Consider the following 19,223-nt stretch of genomic DNA (forward strand, 5'->3'; position numbering starts at 1 on the left):
AAAAATACATTTTTCAAAATAGTTCATCCATAGAAAGACACATGCGGGATGCTCCCTTTTGCATATTGGAAAACTAAAAATATTCGCGAAATTGTTCCATAGACAGGGGGCCAGGCCGGGGTGGGAGGCGGAATTTTGAAATGGGGTGGGAATGTGGCTGTTAAGGTAGAAGAAATGGGAAGAGAAAAAAAGACCTGATTCACATTTGTGAACCAGGTCGGTGTTTTTAAATATTAGAACTGTCCAAAAGCGTATTTGAAAAATGAAACAGGCTTCTTGCCTTCCTTCTCCTGAACTCTGCAATACTTCTCATAATCTGAATAAACTGTGTACATCTGGAATGATACTTCTTCGAACATTCTTTTTACCTCCTAAACTCTCTTTTCTTTGTTACAAGACATATAATATACCTCGATTTGTAATTTGTCAACAAAAATAATGTTAAGAAATTGTGAATAATTTACAAAACTATTTTTGTTGAGGAAGTTTCCTAGGTTTGTTACAATTTAACTATGGAAACTATTGACTACTAAAAGAGTTTTTAGGGGTGATTTGATGAATGAGAGAATATTAGAAGGCGCTTTAAATGTGTTTAGAGCAAAAGGGCCTAAATTCACTATGGATGACCTTGCCGTAGAGATGAAAATGAGCAAGAAAACAATCTATTCTGTTTTTAGAGATAAAAATGAATTGATGTGTGAAATGATGGATTATGCTTTTGACATGATTAAGGAAGCTGAGGACAAAATCTATTATGACGATAATCTTTCACTTGTTGAAAAGATATATGGCATTCTTGCAGTTTTGCCAGAATCACATTACGGCTTTGATTATTCTGCTATGAGTAAAATGGCAGAGAAATATCCTATGGCTTATAGCAAGCTTAGAGAGAGATTAGATAGTGGTTGGGAAAAAACCTTTGAGCTACTTCAAAAGGGTATAGACGAAGGAGTATTCAAAGAGGTCAACATTAATATTTTCAAGTATATGTATGAGATATCTGTTGATAGATTATTGATGGGTGATTTCCTTAAGGAGAACGATATGAGCTATCCTGAGGCATTAGAATCAGTAGTTAATATTATGGTTGATGGTATTGTTAAATAAAAGGGTGGAAAAATGGCACAAAAGATTTACTTAGATAGAAAATGGCGATTTAATGAGGTTTTTACTGAGGAGATGATTAACGAGCCTATGACTGATTATGCGCTTGTTAATATTCCGCATACTGTAAAGGAGACTCCTATATCATATTTTGATGAATCTGTTTATCAGATGATTAGCTGCTATCAAAAAACTATTTTTGCTCCACCTCAGTGGGCTGAGCAGGTTGTCAGTCTTACTTTTGAGGGTGTTGCACATGCGGCTGACGTATATGTTAACGGAAATCTTGCTGTTCATCATGACTGCGGATATACAGGATTTTCAGTAGAAATTTCAGAGTTTCTTAAATTTGGTGAAGATAATCTTATTACGGTAAGAGTAGATTCCAATGAAAATTTGAATCAGCCCCCATTTGGTTTTGTTATTGATTACATGACATATGGTGGAATTTACAGAGATGTTTATTTTGAGGTGAAGGAGAAAACTCACTTCGTAGATGTTTTCTTGCAACCATCATTGCTTGAGAGGATTTCTACTAGCAAACGCACACCTAAACAAATCAAAATAATGAAGGTTCAGGGTGTTCTTAAAACTGATTGTTATTTTACTAAGAATATATATAAGCTGGCTGCAGGAGATGGAGTTTTTATTAGACAATATCTAGATGATAAGCTGTTGCTATCTCAGCCTGTTAGCGGGTTAGAGCAGGTGGGGGATACATATCTTATGAAGTTAAATTCAGCCCCTGCTACAGTCAATTTGTGGGATATTGAAAGCCCTCGTTTATATCAGGTTAAGACCCAGCTCTTAATTGATGATAAGGTTGTTGATGAGCATGTGGCAAATGTTGGCTATAGAAACTCTGAATTTAGAAAAAATGGATATTATCTAAATGGTAGAAAAGTCAAACTAAGAGGTTTAAATAGACATCAGTCTTATCCATATGTGGGTTATGCTATGCCAGAGTCAATGCAACGTTTTGATGCAAGGATTCTTAAAGAAGAATTGGCACTTAATGCTGTTCGTACATCACACTATCCACAGTCACATTATTTTATAGATGAATGCGATAAGCTGGGACTCTTGGTATTTACAGAGATTCCTGGATGGCAGCATATAGGAAATGAGGATTGGCAGAATTTGGCAGTTCAGAATACCAAGGATATGATTTTACAGTACCGTAATCATCCTTCAATCATATTATGGGGCGTTAGAATTAACGAGTCTCCTGATAATGATGAATTCTATAAAAAGACAAATGCTGTGGCACGCAAATATGATCCAACTAGACCTACAGGTGGTGTTAGATGCCATGCTAAAAGCTCACTGTTAGAGGATGTTTATACCTACAATGATTTTGTTCATGAGGGAAATAATAAGGGTTGCTGCAAGAAATCAGATATAACCTCTGATGTGGAAAAGGCTTATTTGGTTTCAGAATACAATGGTCATATGTATCCTACAAAACCATTTGATGATGAGGAGCAGCGCCAAGAGCATATGCTTAGACATGCAAATGTTTTGGATGGAATTGCAGGAGAGCTTGATATAGCAGGTTCATTTGGTTGGTGTATGTTTGACTACAATACACACAAAGATTTTGGTTCTGGCGATAGAATCTGTTACCACGGTGTCATGGATATGTTTAGAAATCCAAAGCTTGCTGCTTCAGTTTATTCAGCTTTCTCAGAAACAGAAAATGTTTTAGATATATCTACAAGCTTTGATATAGGAGAGCATCCAGCCTGCAACAGAGGTAAGTCATTTATCATTTCTAATGCTGATTCTGTAAAGATGTACAAGAATAATCAGTTGATTAAGGAGTACTTCCCAGAGAATTCTCCATACAAGAATCTTAAGCATGGTCCTATTTTGATAGATGACTATTTAGGTGATGTCATTGAAAAGGATGGTAGCTATTCTAAAACAGAGGCTAAGCTTTTAACTAAGGTTTTAAATCACGTAGCTTTACATGGATTTAAGGTTACGCCACAGATTGCATGGGCTAGCTTTAGACTGATGGCTTTCCATGGAATGAAGAAAAATGAAGCAGTACCTTTGTTTAACAAATTTGTAGGAGACTGGGGTGGCGCTTCAAAAGAATATCGCTTTGAGGCAATAAAAAATGGTCAGGTAGTAAAGACTGTAACCAAAGCACCTGCTGTTACACCTAGAATTGAAGCAAAGGCTAGCCATACATTGCTTACAGAACTGCACACCTATGATGTGGCGGATATAAGAGTTAAATTGGTTGACCAAAATGACAATCAGCTGTTTTTCTTTAGCCAACCGGTTTCATTCGAAATTGAAGGACCATTTGAGATAATAGGTCCAAAAACTGTTTGCCCAATGGGAGGAGCAACTGGTGTATATGTCAAATCCATTGGTGAAGATGGGGATGGCTATCTCACAATATCTGCAGAGGGAATTGAGCCAGTCAAAATCTGTCTTTCTGCAGAATGCTTAACAAAATAAATAGTAGAATAGGGGATAATAATGATTGATAAGAGTAAAGTAATTTTTGGAAATAAGATTTCAAACAAGGATTATAAAAAGGCATGTAAAACAAAGGCTAAAAACATCAGAAAATATGGAGATGATTCTAATGAGAATTACAACATTGTTCTCCGTAAGAATGAGCACATCGGTGATTCATTAGGTGTGTATGATGTTCTTTTAGAGGACGGAAAATCTGATGTGGAATTTGATACTGAAAAGGGTATCATAGTTGGAAATATCCGCATGGGATTTGGCCATTACAGAATTTCTATGGCTATGGCTTCTGCCGCAAAGCATTTAGGCTATACACCATACTGGATGGATTTAAATGGATATCCAAAGACAAGCTGTACTAAGGTTATCAGTGCCCAAAATGATTTGTATTCTTTGGGCTCGAGACTTTCAAAGAACAAGCTATTTAATAAATTTGTGTGGGAGCCACTTAATTACGAAGGATTTAGAAAGCTTTCATATAATGCTGCTGACCAGAAGAACGCTGAAATCATGGCGACAGTATATAAGAATGTTCCAAAGGAGATTCCTGTAATAGGTACCCATGCATGGCCAGCTCAGGCTGCTGTACATGCAGGGATGAAGCACGTAGTTAATGCTATTCCAGATAACTGGCCAATGGCACTACATTTTTCAGAGGGTTCTGTTCATACTATTCAATGTAAGAATGCTTATATGGGCTACAGAATTTGTAATGGAATGGCAGGGGATGCTGTTTGTAATCCAATGCCAAATGATGACCTTGTTTACACTGGTCATTATATTGATCACGAGCTTGTAAGTAATATTGAAGTTGATTGCGAGAGAAGAATTGCTAGAAAAAAAGATGGCAAACCTATTAGATTCTTGCTTACAATCGGTGGAGCTGGGGCTCAGAAAGAGATTTTTGGAGCAATAATTAAGTATCTACTTCCAGCTATAAGTGACAATAAAGCTGCTCTTTATGTAAACGTAGGTGATTACAAAAATGTATGGGATGACCTTGTTAAGGAAATTCCAGGTATGAGTGAAATGTCTACAGAGCATTTTAATGATTTTGCTGAGACCACAAAGTTTTCTGAGGAGGCTCTTACAGGTGATGTTACAGGCATTCATGGCTTTTATCATGAAAACATTTTCGATGCAGTTTATTGCACAAACCTACTTATGCGCAGCTGCGATGTGCTAGTTACCAAGCCATCAGAATTGGCATTTTATCCTGTTCCAAAGCTATTTATAAAGAGAGTTGGAAAGCATGAAATGTGGGGTGCAATTCATTCGGCAGAAATGGGTGATGGAACTCTTGAATGCAGAGATATACCACATACTCTTCAGATGATTGATATGTTTATGAAGGATGAAAAGCTGTTAACAGAAATGTGCGACAGCATTAAAGCTAATAAGACAATCGGACTCTATGATGGAGCTTACAAGGTTGTTGAGCTTGCAATGGGATTAAAAAATAAATAAAGGTATTGGTGAATAAATATGATTAGAGTGGAAGGCAAGGCCTTTTATCTAAATACAAAAAATACAACATACGCTTTTAGGGTTTTAGAGACAGGGCAGCTGGAGCATTTATACTACGGCAGCAGAATTACTGAAGCAAAGGAAATTTCTGTTATTCAGGAGAAAAGGACATTTGCACCAGGAAATACTGTTGTCTATGATAACGAGCATGGTGAACTGAGCCTAGAGGATGTTCGACTTGAAACTTCTGCTATTGGTAAAGGTGATTTTAGAGAGCCAATGGTAGAGGTGGTATGCCCAGATGGCAGCACTAGTCTTGATTTTGTTTATGAAAATCATGAGATTTTGGCTGGCAAAAAGGAATTTAAAACCTTGCCTGGCTCATATGGCAATGAATCAGATGTAGATACACTTAATGTAAAGCTGGTTGATAAGAATAATGGCTATACATTGATTCTTTCGTATTTTGTATATGAGAATACTGATGTTATTACTAGAGCGGCCAAATTTATTAATACCTCAGATGACTCAGTGAAAATTACACGTATGTTATCCATGCTAATGGATTTTGATGAATCAGGTTATAAAATTACATCCTTCCATGGCAGATGGACTAATGAGATGAATAAATCAGACATGATTTTACCAGCAGGAAAGTACGTGAATTCTTCTTTTACTGGAACAAGCTCAAATCGTACAAATCCATTTTTTATCTTGTCTGAGGCAGATTCTACTGAAACCAGTGGCGATGTATATGGATACAACCTGATTTATTCTGGTAACCATTACGGTGCTGTTGAGGTTTCTCCTTGGGGCAAAACTAGAGTTGCATATGGAATTAACCCTCAGAACTTTTCATGGACATTGGAAGCAGGTGAAGAATTTGAGGCACCAGAGGCAGTAATGACATATTCGGATTGTGGTTTTAGAAAAATGAGCTTGAATATGCATGAGTTTGTTAGAAATCACATTACCCGAGGCTATTGGAAGGATAAAGAGCGCCCAATTCTTATAAATAGCTGGGAGGCTGCCTATTTCAATTTCAATGAAAGCTCTTTGCTTAAACTTGCAAAGCAGGCAAAAAAGGTTGGTATAGAGCTTTTTGTTATGGATGATGGATGGTTCGGAGATCGAAATGACGACCACCGTGCTTTGGGAGATTGGGACATTGTTAATGGGAAGAAGCTTCCTGGCGGTTTAGAGGGACTATCGAAAAAGATTAATGATTTAGGCTTAAGTTTTGGTTTATGGGTTGAGCCTGAGATGATAAATGTGGATTCTAAGCTTTATGAGAAGCATCCGCAGTGGGCTATTGATATTCCAGGAAAGAATCATTCAGAAGGTAGAACTCAAAGACTATTAGATTTGTGCAATCCAGAGGTGGTTGAATATTTGACGCAGGTAATGAGTGAGGTATTTGCAACACCTGGACTTTCATATGTGAAATGGGATTTTAATAGAAATTTCTCTGATTATTATTCGAAATACTTGGAGCCATCAAAGCAGCTTGAAGTAGGGCATAGGTATGTGCTTGGCTTATATAAGCTCCTAGGGGCTCTTACAAAGGAATTTCCAGAGATTCTAATCGAAGGCTGTGCATCAGGTGGAAATAGATTTGACCTGGGAATGCTTTGCTATTGTCCTCAGATTTGGGCTAGTGACAATACAGATGCTTTGAGTAGACTTAACATACAGGAGGGTTATTCCTACGGATACCCTCAGAGCACATATACAGCACATGTTTCTTCTTGTCCAAATCACCAGACACTACGTGTTACGCCAATGGAGACGCGCTTTGCAGTGGCAAGCTTCGGAGTGCTTGGCTATGAGCTTAATCTTTGCGATATGAACAATGAGGATTTGGCAGCAACAGCAGCGGAGATAGAGCTTTACAAGAAATACAGAAGGACTCTTCAATATGGTGATTTTTATCGTCTATTGCAGGGGAACACAGTAGAGTGGAGCATAGTTGATAAGGATAAATCTACTGCAGTTACGATGGTAGTTCAAAAGGAAATACAGGCAGGAATTCAGTACCTTAGAATAAAGCAGGCAGGACTAGATGCCACATCTAAATATCATTTCTTTGGAAGAAAGCTAGAGTACAACCTAAAAGGCTTTGGTGACTTAGTTAATACTGTGGCACCTATACATATCAAACAGGATGGACTGATTCATAATATGGTTGCTAAGTTTGTAAAGATGCCGGGAGAATTAGAGGATTATACTGCTAGTGGCGATGTTCTTAACAATGCAGGCGTTAAATTAAAACAGAATTATGTAGGCACAGGATATAATGAACAGGTGAGATATTTCCCTGACTATGGTTCGAGATTATATTTTGCTGAGAAAGAATAAAGCACCCTGAGGGTGCTTTATTTTTGTGGCATTTAGAGTTCCATAAATTCTTTTATTTTATCAGAGTTTAAATCTTCTCCGATTATTATAAACACTTCCTGACCTACAGGCATTTCTGTTAGCTCAAAATTAGCTTTTGTGGCATTAAACTGAAACCACTTATCATTTTCCTTGAAGAAACCTTTTGCTCGCATAATTTGTCCGAAGGAAGAATCGGACATTAAAGTGTTTACCTTGCTTTTTATTGTGCTGCTAGTTATTGGCAATTCAAGAAAATACACTGTTTTGTATGAGGCATTATCGGTGCCAAGCTTTTTTACGTAGGATTGAAGACTATATCCTGAGCTAGTTAGTTTTTCATAGTCTGAGGCTGTAAATTCGTCCCAATCTTTTTCTATAATGATGGAGTCAGTATCCTTGTTTAAATTGGCCTTTTTGCAAGCTAATCGAATATGTTCTTTGGTGGATTGAATTTGTTTTGTTGAAAGCCCTTTGGTTTTACTTAGAACAATAACGCCAGCGTTTGCAATTTGAGAGGCTAAAAAGTAATCGGAATCCTCAGATAAATCATTTTCCAAATTTCCATCAACTATCGTAATTACGTTACCGATTTCATACCATCTGTCCAGGGGTTCTTCCCTGAGGGAATCAAAGAATTCGTCAACATCAAAAATTCCAGAAGGCTCAATTATAACTCGATTGTAGCCACTCATACCCATGGAAATCAGTTTGGTTTTAAAGCGTCTTCTATGGCAATCGGCATCGCAGCCGCCAGCTACCATTTCAAGCTCACAGTTTTCTCCACGAAGTTCATTTAACAGAAGCATATCCACATTTACTGCACCATAATCATTTTCGAGAATGCCCACCTTTTGCCCTTGATCAATGAAATGCTTAGCATATTTTTTTAAGAAAGTGGTTTTGCCACTTCCAAGAAAACCAGTAATCAAATCAACTTTTATCATAATCTACCTCTTAGAGTGCTCAATATTAGAAACAACAATAATTCTACACAAATATTTGTTATCATTCTACTGTTCATAATAAAATAATAATGCTATGATATGAAAGTTACGAATTATTTATATAAAAGGAGTATTAATTAGATATGGGAATCGTAGTATTAGGCGCAGTATTTATAGATATTAAGGGACATTCTACTGCAAGTTATATTCCAGCAGGTAGAAATGTTGGTACTGTAGATGAGGTTCATGGCGGTGTTAGTAGAAACGTTGTTGAGGACATTGCTAATGTTGAACTTAGACCTAGATTTGTCAGCCTTGTTGATGACAGCGGCATCGGTACAGGTGTATTAGATAAACTTACAAAGCACAAGGTTGATACAAGATTCGTTCGTAGAACACCTGATGGAATGGGAAAGTGGCTTGCAGTATTTGATAACCACGGTGATGTTGTTGCTTCTATTTCAAAAAGACCTGATTTATCTCCAATCAATGATATTCTTGATGAGCAGGGTGATGAAATCTTTAAAGACGCTGATAGTATTGCTCTTGAAATTGATATGGAAAAGGAGACTATCAAGCGAGTATTCAAATATGCTGAAAAGTATAATCTCAAGGTTTATGCTGCAGTTTCAAATATGAGCATTGCAGTTGAACGTAGAGATTTCTTAAAAAATGTTGAGTGTTTTGTATGTAATCAGCAGGAGGCAGGAATCCTATTTATGGATGACTACTCAGAAAAAACTCCTGAGGAAATGCAGGACATTTTATCAAAGAAAATCCAGGGTGCACAAATTCAAAAGATGATTGTTACCATGGGCGGTAAAGGTGCTGTATATGCTGATATAGATGGTAATACAGGATTTGTACCAGCTAGAAAGGTGGATGTTAAAGATACTACTGGAGCTGGTGATTCGTTCTTCGCCGGAGTTACAATCGGACTTACATATGGCAAGAAGCTTGATGAGGCTTGTGAGATTGGATCTACACTTGCCGCATCTGTAATTGTAACTTCTGATAACGTTTGCCCTAGATTTTTACCTAGTGAATTTGGAATAGAAATACCTGAAGAATAAATGACTTTATAAAGGAGTCGCTATATGGATTTGGGATTTGTTCGAAGAATAATTGCATTTGTATACATTACTTTGATGCTACTGTTTATTACACTGGGCTTTGGATATTCTAATGACAGTGGTAGTTATTATCGCGAGAATTCTATGTATTTTAGCGAGTATTGGCGAGTGGATGATAAAGTCATTACCTTTCCATACAGTAATGAGAATGAAATTATATTGACCAATACCTTACCTGTAGTGTACGGAGATCAACTTCTTGTTATACGAGCCTTTTATGAGGATTTCACTGCCTATATTGATGGTGTAGAGGTGACTGAATCTCGTGACAATACTTTGTTTAATATAAGTACTGATGTTGGAAAGAAGGAAATTTGGATTCCGCTAGAGCATGATTATAGTGGTCATGAGATTTCTGTAAAAGTAAAACTCCAGAACGCTCTTTACAGAAATGAAATTTCAGAAGCATATATAACTACTAGATCTGCTTATGGAATAAATTCCCTTATAGGCAATGCGCCAACAATGTTTTTGTTTGTATTGTTTATTGTTACAGGATTATTAGAAATAGTAGTTTCATCATTCTATATCCTAAGACGTGCTCATCTTATTAGAAAGCTTACCTTTGAGGCATTGTTTTATGCAGGAGCATTTTCCATAGCGGCAGCTCTTTGGATAATAAATGAATCAAGAATACCATTTATTATATTTGGCCACATGACTGGCTTTTCAGTGCTGACAATTATCGCTTTTGTATTAATGCCTATTTTCTTTTTTGAAATGGCTAAATGTCTATTTCTTAGAGTTTCAAAAATGGATAACCTTTTGGAAGCCATTGTTTTGATATCTGCCATTGCTGGTTGTTTTCTTTCAGTGCTTGGCGTAATTGAATGGTCTATGGTAGTGTACATAGCACATGCCTTGGATTTAACAGTTATGATTGTGGTTGGCTATTATTCATTTACAAGCATTAAGGAAGAGCAGAAGTTTAACGCAAGAACCAGTATAGCTGTTGCAAATGGCGTTTTCATTTTATTATCAGGAATCACATTAGTACAGTATATAAATAATGTTGAGGCTAATTATCTTTTAATATTTGTAATTGATTTGATGGTCTATATTATGGTGCAGGTAGGACTTATATATAGGCGTATAGGCTTAAGCGTTAAAGAAGAAAAAGAATTTGCCCAAGCTAAAATTTTTGCTTATACAGATGAGCTGACAAAGCTTGGCAATAGACGTCATTTTACAGCTGTTATCGAGGATTATGAGAAGCATCGATTGCCATCTGATTTGACTTATATTGCAATTGATGTAAATCAGCTGAAATACTATAACGATAATATGGGACACGATGCAGGAGATGAATTGCTTAGAGGTACTGCAGATTGTTTGCTGAAGTCCTTTGGCAAATCTTCTACAGCAATTATTAGTCGTATGGGCGGCGATGAATTTGCAATTCTTATATTGGCAACTTCCTTAGAGGTAGAGAGACGACTTGAAAATTTCAGGCTGAATCTTTCTAAATGGAAGGGCAAATATGTAAATGGAATAAGTGTGGCCATCGGTACGGCAGTGGTTAAAGAATTTAAGAATTGTACAATCGAAGAAATAGCAAAAGTTGCTGATGATAGAATGTATGAGGATAAAAACAATTATTATAAAGCAAATGGCCTAGAGAGGCGTTCGACTAATTGAATTTTTGGCCCATTATGATAAAATTGTTCATGGTTAAGCTTTAGCTTTACACTACAAAGATTGGGCAATGGATAATGATCGACGACAAGAATACTTCATTTAGGCAGATGTTTTTTGATATGGACGGCGTTATACGTCAGGAAACATATGTCTATCATCGAGAGCTAACAGACGAAGAGAAGGAATTATATGACAGTTTGGTTGCAGATGCTAATCAGATGACTATTTTTGATTATATTAAGGAATGATTACTCCGAGGCCTTGAGGTTTCAAGGCTTTGGAGTTTTGTTTTATAAGGAGAATAATAATGGATTTTAAGGAAATTAGTTTAGCGGATTTTACAGGTGCACTTGCATCAAAAACATCAGTGCCTGGTGGTGGTGGAGCATCAGCTTTAGTGGCTTCCATTGGAATTGCACTAGGAGATATGGTGGGAGAATTTACAGTAGGCAAGAAAAAATATATTGACGTAGAGCCTGAAATTATAAAGCTAATGGAAAAAGCTCAGAGCCTTAGAGAAGAGCTACTAGAATGTATCAATGCAGATGCAGTTGCTTTTGAACCATTGTCAAAGGCTTACGCTATACCAAAGGATGATCCTAGTCGCCAGCAAATAATGGAAAAATGTCTTAAGGATGCTGCAGGTGTCCCATTTAGAATTCTTCAGCTGGGCTGTGAGGCAATTGATTTGCAGAGAGATTTTGCTGACAAAGGCTCTGTTATTATGATTAGTGATGCTGCTACTGGTGTAGCTCTTTTAGAAGGGGCAATTAAGGGTGCGGCAATCAATGTAAAGATAAATACTAAATCTATGACAGATACAGAATATGCAAATGAGCTGAATGCTAAGGTAGATGTATTGTTAAAAGAGTATATAGAAAAAGCGAGAGCAATATATACTGAGGTTGCAAACAGAATTTAATATAACTGGAGGATATATGGCTAGATTATTAAAGGGAAAAGATGTTGTAGATGCTTTAAATGAAAGCATGGCAAAAGAAGTTGAAAGCTTAAAATCAAAGGGGATTACTCCTACACTTGCGATACTTAGAGTGGGAGAGCGCCCAGATGATTTATCCTATGAAAAGGGAGCTATCAAACGCTGCCAACAAGTAGGCGTTGAGGTTAAAGTAGTAAATTTTGATGAACAAGTTTCGCAAGAAGAGTTTTTTAATGCACTTGCAAAGTTAAATGAAGATATAAATATTCATGGAATATTGATGTTTAGACCACTTCCAAAGCACATTGATCAAGAAAAGGCTAGAAAGCTGCTTGCAGTTGAAAAGGATGTGGATGGCTGCACAGACTTATCACTTGCAGGCGTGTTTACTAATAGCGGAGAAGGCTTTGCTCCATGTACAGCAGAAGCAGCAATGGAAATCCTTAAGTACTATGGCATTGAACTTAGTGGAAAAAAGGTTGCTGTAATTGGAAGATCACTTGTTATTGGAAGGCCAGTTGCTATGATGCTTATGCATGAAAATGCTACAGTGACAATCTGTCATACACGTACAGTTGACGTTCCATCCATTACAAAGGATGCAGATATAGTAGTTGTGGCATCAGGACAGATGGAAAGTGTAGGTGCAGATTACCTCAAGGCAGGACAAACTGTAATAGATGTTGGTATTAGCTGGAATTCCGAAAAGAATAAGCTTTGCGGAGATGTAAGGTTTGACGAAGTAAGCGATATTGTGGATGCTATTACTCCTGTACCAGGTGGAGTCGGTGGTGTTACTACAAGTATTTTGGTTAAACATGTTATTGAAGCAGCAAAACGATTATAATTATTTTAGAATAATATTTGGACGATAATGGGGAATTTATGAAAAAGGGGTTTTTATGGCTGACGATAAACTTCGACAAGAACTTTTTTACATGGTAAAGCTAGCTAATAAATACGATTTTTCAGATATGGATGTAGTAGAAGGCATCCTTAGGCTGGAAAATGAGCGTAAAATTCTTACCTCTGTATTTGGAGTTAGATTTAAAACTAGGATATTTGATATTGCTGCAGGTATCGGTAATGATGACAAATGCGTCATTTGTGGCAACGTTGCTGAAAACAAGGTGATATGCAAACACTGCATGGATTCAGTGTTAGACAGCGAATATGCCAAAAATAAAATCAAGAATGAACAAAATACAGAAAAGAAACTGTTTAGTATACCTTTTCATTTTGATGTTAAAGGCATCAAAAATCTTAAGATTAATTGGAAAAGAACAGGTCAGTACTTTATTATATTTTGTTTAACCATGATTTTATTAGTACAGGCAACCCTTTTATACATGTGGGTTTCGTTGCCTACCTATAATTCTAAACAAAAGGCCATAGTTTCAGAATATCAGGAAGAACCAGTTTCTGACCAAAATCAAGCATATGAGAAATTACTTATGGATTTTCCAGAGGAATTGGGGTATTCTGTTACATATATACGACAAGATAAGGAATTTGTTGGCAGATTTCTTTTGGATGTGGGAGCTTGCTGCGAAGAAACAGAGGAAAAGCTCACAGACGAAGAAAGATATGATTACTTTTTCCAAGAGGACGTGTATGTATTTTATATCACCAATATTTCCGACTATTCTGCTATGTTAGGAATTGCCGAGGTTAACAAATCCGGAGCGGTTCTGCTTACAGGTTCATTTAACGATGGTAGAAAAACAGATTTATGGTACAAAATAAGGTGATAAATATTAAGGAATTCACAACATTGTCATAATTCTTTGATACTATCTGTCTAGCTTCAAGGGAAATGATGTGTTATAAGAGGTATTTATGAAGCTTAGACCAGAAGAAATAGTTAGGTTGAACAGTATTTTAGCACCTGTAAAAAATGATAAGCGAGCTCAAAAAATGAGGGATTTTATCCAACATGGAAAAATAACAACTTTTGAGCATGCAGAGAGTGTAACTAGTCTCAGCTATTGGATTAATAAAAGATTCCACTTAGGTGGCGATGAAAAAGTAATTGTAATAGGCGCATTTCTTCATGATTATTATTTATATGATTGGCATGTGACTGACGATGGACATGGTTTACACGGCTTTTCTCATTCTAATACAGCCAAAGAAAATGCTATTAAGCATTTTGGAATCGGAAACCGGACACAGCATGTTATTGAAAGCCATATGTGGCCACTTACGTTTACAAAATTACCTAGAAGCAGAGAGGCGTGGATTGTATGCTTAGCGGACAAATGGATATCCACTAAAGAGACGCTTTTATGTAGATAAATATTGGGTTTAATAGGGGTAGTGCAGTAGTTGCATTACCCCTTTATAAATGATATAACTGTATTATCGAGAATAGAACAGTTAAGACTAAATAGTCGAAAGGAAGAATGTTATGAAAAAGAAAATTGTAGCCTTAGTTTTGGTTGCTATTTTAGCGATAGGCGGCGTAGTATTATTCAAAAAGGGGATTATATTTAAGGGCTCGTCAGCTTCAAATGGAGACAACGGAGAAGTATATGTTATGTCTCTTGCTGATATTATGGGTACAAATAGTAGCTATTCTACAGATGTGTTCATGGGTATAGTAGAAGGACAGGAGTCTACTAGTATCACAAAGAGTTCTGATAGAGAATTAGATCAGGTATATGTTTCAGTTGGTGATTCTGTTGAGGTTGGAACACCTTTATTTTCATATAAAACAGACAAATTAGAAGCTGAAATAGTGCAATATAATTTTGATATTGAAGGCTATAACCTTTCAATCCAAGAATACAATGATGAAATTACTAAGAAGCAGTCTGAGCTTGATAAAATTAAAACTGACACAGAAGAAGATAAAAACAATAAAGAACGCCTTACAAATGAAATAACAGGGCTTACTACAGATATTGCAATTGCTGAAAATCAAATCAATCAAACTAATGCTAAGATTGAAGAAAATAATAAAAAAATCAACAATTCTATAGTAACTTCAGGAGTTTCTGGAACTATCACTAAAATTGCTGATGATACAAATCCATACACTACAGATGGTTCCTTTATTACAATTTTGGCTTCTAGCGAAATGAGAGTAAAGGGACAGATTAATGAGCAAAATGTTTGGGCTATTAATGTTGATGAGCCTGTTACTTTGCGTTCTCGTGTTGATTCTTCACAGACCTGGAGCGGTACAATTACCAAAATCGATACAGAGTCAAAGCAAGAAAACACTGACAGCTCTTATGGTGGTGGATCTTCAGACAGCACCTCGACTAAATATCCATTCTATGTAACATTAGACGACAGTACTGGATTGATGATGGGCCAGCATTTGTATATTGAATTAGGACAGACAGATGCTCCAGAGATGGATTTTACTGACGGTACATACATTTATGATTACTATATTTCATATGATGAATCTGGTAATCCATTTGTATGGGTAGATGATTCAGGTAAGCTGGCAAAGCAAAGTATTGAATTAGGTGACTACTACGAGGAGCAGATGGTATATTCTGTTTCAGGTATCGATAATGATACATTGATTGCTTATCCAATGGAAGATTATACAGAGGGAATGAGTACAGTAGTTGGATATGAGGGAGAGTAGTTATGATAGTTAAGCTTGAGAATATTTTTAAGGTATATGGCGAAAGCGGTTCTGAAACATCGGTTCCAGCTTTGAATGATGTATCTCTCACAGTAAATGAAGGGGAATACGTGGCAATAATGGGACCATCAGGCTCAGGTAAAAGTACCTTGATGAATGTAATTGGTTGCTTGGACAAACCTACATCAGGCAAATACTATTTTGCTGACAAGGATGTATTAAAGCTCAAGGACAGACAAATGTCAGATTTGAGATTGCATTCAATAGGGTTCGTTTTCCAAAGCTTTTATCTAATGAATGAGGAAAACGCAATCGAAAACGTTGCGTTGCCACTTTCCTATGCTGGAGTTGGAAAAAAGGAACGTGAGCGTCGAGCCGTGGAGGCACTTACTAGAGTTGGACTTGCAGATAGAGTGAAATTTAGACCGGATCAATTATCTGGTGGACAAAAACAACGTGTTGCAATAGCAAGAGCAATTGTTAATAATCCAAGAGTTCTTCTTGCTGATGAACCTACTGGTGCTCTTGATCAAAAGTCAGGAGCAGCCATTATGGATTTGTTCCAAAAGCTAAATGACGAAGGCACCACTATTATTATGATTACTCATGATGCAAATATAGCCGCTCATGCAAAAAAGACTTATCGAATAGTTGATGGTCAATTATTGGATGGTCTTGAGGAGGTGGGAGAGTAATGAAGAAAATTATTAAACCCATCATTGTAATTGTAATTATAATTGGTCTAGCTGTAGGCGGATTGTATGGTGGATACCGATATAATCAGAGCAAAAAGGTAGCAGAGGTTATTTCTCTAAATGGTAATTATTCAATGCAGGGATACTGGGGCGACAGTATCGAAAGCTATGGAGAGGTTACTGCAGATAAAGCTCAGACCACATATCTTGCCTCAGGCACAGAGGTTTTAAGCGTTAACTTTGCTGCAGGAGATCATGTCAATGAAGGTGATGTACTCCTTACTGTAAAAAAAGAAAGCCAGAATATTACTGGTAAAGAATTAGAAGTGCAAAAGGCTCAGCAGACATTTGTTGCTGCAGCAAACAAGCTAGAAAGACTTGAGAATACTACACCTATTTCTGAATATGTGGCAACATCAGACGATACAAAAACTGTTACCTTTGTTTCTCAGAAAACATATTCAGTTAAGGAAGATTGTACCTTGGCTGGAAATGATTATTCTGCAGGCCAAGTTGTATACGAGATTTTTTATAGTTCTAATGGCGAAGAAACTGTTAGAAGTTACTATGCTCCTGGTAGCATGTATCCAATTGAAGATAATGACGCAAATAAAGAACAAATAAATAATCTCAAATCGGCAATTGAAGCTGCAGGAGCAGATGCATTCACCGAAGATCAAAATGAAATTACCGAAGAAGTAGTGGTCGGTAAATACTATTATGATGGTGAAACAGGTGCTGTTCTTGGCAGAGATGATTATGTTCATGGTGTAAATGCTCGTTTACCTCAGGGATATAAACCTAGTGAGTTAAAGGTTGCAATAGAGCAGGCAACAGATGAACTAGCCCACGCTGATCTTGATTTTAGAATAAAGTCATATCAGTTAGAGGTTATGAGAAACACTGATGACAACGGAGAAATTAAAGCCAAGGTTTCAGGTACCGTATCAAAGGTTCAAAATAAAGATAATTATAATAGCACACAGCCATTTATGATTGTCACAGGTACAGATGATTATTACATTACAGGTAGCATTGGCGAGTTTTATTTAGGAAGTGTCAATGTGGGAGATACAGTAACTGTAATGTCATGGGATACTGGAACTTCAGCAGAGGCGGTGATCACTTCCATTAGTGATTCCCCAACCACAGATAGCAATAATTTCTACGGTGGAAGCGGAAATTCAAATAGCAGTAATTATGAATTTAAAGCCACATTTGACAAAAGTGCTGGAATAGAAATAGGTGCTGCAGTTGATATTACCATAACGCCAGAGGGACAGGAAAATAACAGCCTTTATGTTCAAAACGAGTTCGTTCGTAAGGATAGTACTGGAAGCTATGTTATGCGTATGAATGAGAATAATCAGCTTGAAAAGGTTTATGTAAAGGTAGGAAAGTCTCTTTGGGGATATATGATAGAGGTCAAAGAGGGAATTACAGCCGATGACTATGTTGCATTTCCATATGGCAATGGTGCCGTTGAGGGAATGAAATGCAAGGTTGTAGACTCATTAGAATATTAGGAGTGTAAATAATGTTTGAAAATTTGAGATTGGCCTTTCGAGGTATATGGACACACAAGTTGAGATCATTTTTGACAATGCTTGGAATTATTATTGGTATAGCAGCTATCATTGCCATAGTTTCCACTATTGAAGGCACAAATCAACAAATAAAGGAGAACCTAATTGGTTCAGGTTCTAATACAGTAGATATACAGCTTTATCAAAATGATTGGCCAATGGATTTGAGCTATACTGAATCTCCATATGGCGTGCCACAGATTAGTGATGATGTAATAAAAGAAATTAGAGAGCTTGATGAAGTAAAATCTGCTAGCAAATACAACTATCGTCAGGTCTATGATGGAGTTTACTACCAGAATAATTCTATGAATGGTGGATATATAAAGGGCGTAGAAACAGACTATTTTGCTACTGCAAATCTCACTGTTAAAAATGGTAGATTATTTACAGCTGATGAACAGAAAAACTTTAAAAAGGTTTGTCTTGTAGATGACGCTGTAGTGGCTCAGGTTTTGCAAAATGAAGATCCTATAGGCAAAATACTTGAAATTGGTAAGGATTCATATGTGATAATTGGAGTGGTTGCATCCCGTTCTACCTTTGAGCCAGTAATTAATAGTCTTTCTGATTATCAAACATATAATCAGGATCAATCAGGAAATGTTTATATACCTATTTCAGATTGGCCTATTAGTTATAGATATGATGAGCCAGAGAATGTAATTGTTAGAGCGAAATCAACAGATGATATGACCGCAGCAGGTAAAAAGACTGCAGATATTTTAAATGCAAATATTAGTCCAACAGATACATCAATCAAATATCAATCAAAGGATTTGCTAGAGCAGGCACAGCAATTACAGCAGTTGTCATCATCAACCAATTCTATGCTTATTTGGATTGCGGCTATTTCACTTTTGGTAGGTGGCATCGGTGTTATGAACATCATGCTTGTATCTGTTACAGAGCGTACATCAGAAATTGGTCTGAAAAAAGCTATAGGTGCTCGTAAAGGCAAGATTATGGCACAGTTCTTAACAGAGGCTGCAGTGCTTACATCAATGGGCGGCGTATTAGGTGTTGCTAGTGGCATTGGGCTTGCCCAGGTAATATCAATGATGAGTGGAACACCAGTTGCTATTTCATGGCCAGCTGCAATTGTAGCGGTAGTATTTTCCATGGTGATTGGTATTGTATTTGGTATTCTCCCTAGCCATCAGGCAGCGAACCTAAATCCAATTGATGCATTACGCACAAATTAAGATAAATAATAGAACTTGAAAAATACCGTATA

17 protein-coding genes are annotated in these 19,223 nt (G+C 36.8%); 15 read left to right on the forward strand and 2 right to left on the reverse strand.

The annotated features are described in order from the left end of the window. Positions 1-233: 233 nt before the first annotated feature. Positions 234-359 carry a hypothetical protein gene (locus E7276_RS12145; RefSeq protein WP_294218017.1) on the reverse strand — a complete coding sequence of 42 codons (126 nt, stop codon included), beginning with the start codon at positions 357-359 and terminating at the stop codon, positions 234-236. Between the two features lie 196 nt (positions 360-555). Between E7276_RS12145 and E7276_RS12150 the strand changes: the two genes are divergently transcribed. From E7276_RS12150 to E7276_RS12165, 4 genes are read left to right on the forward strand one after another with little or no spacing between them, the layout of a single operon-like run. Continuing rightward, entirely contained in the window at positions 556-1,107 is a 552-nt protein-coding gene (locus E7276_RS12150; RefSeq protein WP_294218020.1) for a TetR/AcrR family transcriptional regulator, read from the forward strand. Between the two features lie 12 nt (positions 1,108-1,119). Further along, on the forward strand, positions 1,120-3,579 hold the full coding sequence (locus tag E7276_RS12155; protein WP_294218023.1) for a glycoside hydrolase family 2 protein: 2,460 nt from the start codon (positions 1,120-1,122) through the stop codon (positions 3,577-3,579). A 21-nt stretch (positions 3,580-3,600) separates the two neighbouring features. Beyond that, complete coding sequence (locus E7276_RS12160) at positions 3,601-5,064, forward strand: DUF6937 domain-containing protein (protein ID WP_294218025.1); 1,464 nt, start codon at positions 3,601-3,603, stop codon at positions 5,062-5,064. An 18-nt stretch (positions 5,065-5,082) separates the two neighbouring features. Next, positions 5,083-7,422, forward strand: coding sequence for an alpha-galactosidase (locus E7276_RS12165; RefSeq protein WP_294218027.1), 2,340 nt, complete (start codon positions 5,083-5,085; stop codon positions 7,420-7,422). 32 nt (positions 7,423-7,454) lie between these two features. Here E7276_RS12165 and E7276_RS12170 read toward each other — a convergent pair whose 3' ends face one another. After that, on the reverse strand, positions 7,455-8,387 hold the full coding sequence (locus E7276_RS12170) for a GTP-binding protein (RefSeq protein ID WP_294218029.1): 933 nt from the start codon (positions 8,385-8,387) through the stop codon (positions 7,455-7,457). A 143-nt stretch (positions 8,388-8,530) separates the two neighbouring features. On the opposite strand from E7276_RS12170, the gene E7276_RS12175 reads away from it, so the two are divergent. The 11 genes from E7276_RS12175 (at position 8,531) to E7276_RS12225 (ending at position 19,191) form a co-directional block, all read left to right on the forward strand. Further along, entirely contained in the window at positions 8,531-9,460 is a 930-nt protein-coding gene (locus E7276_RS12175) for a carbohydrate kinase family protein (protein WP_294218031.1), read from the forward strand. Positions 9,461-9,484: 24 nt separating this feature from the next. After that, positions 9,485-11,158, forward strand: coding sequence for a GGDEF domain-containing protein (locus E7276_RS12180; RefSeq protein ID WP_294218034.1), 1,674 nt, complete (start codon positions 9,485-9,487; stop codon positions 11,156-11,158). Between the two features lie 74 nt (positions 11,159-11,232). After that, positions 11,233-11,406 (forward strand): hypothetical protein, encoded by a 174-nt coding sequence (locus E7276_RS12185; RefSeq protein ID WP_294218037.1) that lies wholly within the window; start codon positions 11,233-11,235, stop codon positions 11,404-11,406. Positions 11,407-11,465: 59 nt separating this feature from the next. Beyond that, complete coding sequence (locus tag E7276_RS12190; RefSeq protein ID WP_294218040.1) at positions 11,466-12,080, forward strand: cyclodeaminase/cyclohydrolase family protein; 615 nt, start codon at positions 11,466-11,468, stop codon at positions 12,078-12,080. Between the two features lie 16 nt (positions 12,081-12,096). Further along, complete coding sequence (locus E7276_RS12195) at positions 12,097-12,945, forward strand: bifunctional 5,10-methylenetetrahydrofolate dehydrogenase/5,10-methenyltetrahydrofolate cyclohydrolase (RefSeq protein ID WP_294218042.1); 849 nt, start codon at positions 12,097-12,099, stop codon at positions 12,943-12,945. Positions 12,946-13,000: 55 nt separating this feature from the next. Beyond that, complete coding sequence (locus E7276_RS12200; RefSeq protein WP_294218045.1) at positions 13,001-13,849, forward strand: hypothetical protein; 849 nt, start codon at positions 13,001-13,003, stop codon at positions 13,847-13,849. A gap of 88 nt (positions 13,850-13,937) precedes the next feature. Beyond that, complete coding sequence (locus E7276_RS12205) at positions 13,938-14,396, forward strand: HD family phosphohydrolase (protein ID WP_294218047.1); 459 nt, start codon at positions 13,938-13,940, stop codon at positions 14,394-14,396. Between the two features lie 112 nt (positions 14,397-14,508). Then, positions 14,509-15,705 (forward strand): efflux RND transporter periplasmic adaptor subunit, encoded by a 1,197-nt coding sequence (locus E7276_RS12210; RefSeq protein ID WP_294218050.1) that lies wholly within the window; start codon positions 14,509-14,511, stop codon positions 15,703-15,705. 2 nt (positions 15,706-15,707) lie between these two features. Beyond that, positions 15,708-16,400 (forward strand): ABC transporter ATP-binding protein, encoded by a 693-nt coding sequence (locus tag E7276_RS12215; protein ID WP_294218052.1) that lies wholly within the window; start codon positions 15,708-15,710, stop codon positions 16,398-16,400. Continuing rightward, positions 16,400-17,926: an HlyD family efflux transporter periplasmic adaptor subunit gene (locus E7276_RS12220; protein WP_294218055.1), complete on the forward strand. Its 1,527-nt coding sequence runs from the start codon at positions 16,400-16,402 to the stop codon at positions 17,924-17,926. The genes E7276_RS12215 and E7276_RS12220 overlap by 1 nt, the downstream gene beginning before the upstream one ends. An 11-nt stretch (positions 17,927-17,937) precedes the next feature. Next, the gene (locus E7276_RS12225) at positions 17,938-19,191 is read left to right on the forward strand and encodes an ABC transporter permease (protein WP_294218058.1); all 1,254 of its coding nucleotides are present in this window, start codon (positions 17,938-17,940) and stop codon (positions 19,189-19,191) included. Positions 19,192-19,223: the final 32 nt, after the last annotated feature.

Source organism: Pseudobutyrivibrio sp. (assembly GCF_015057185.1).
In the GTDB taxonomy this organism is placed as follows: Bacteria; Bacillota; Clostridia; order Lachnospirales; family Lachnospiraceae; genus Pseudobutyrivibrio.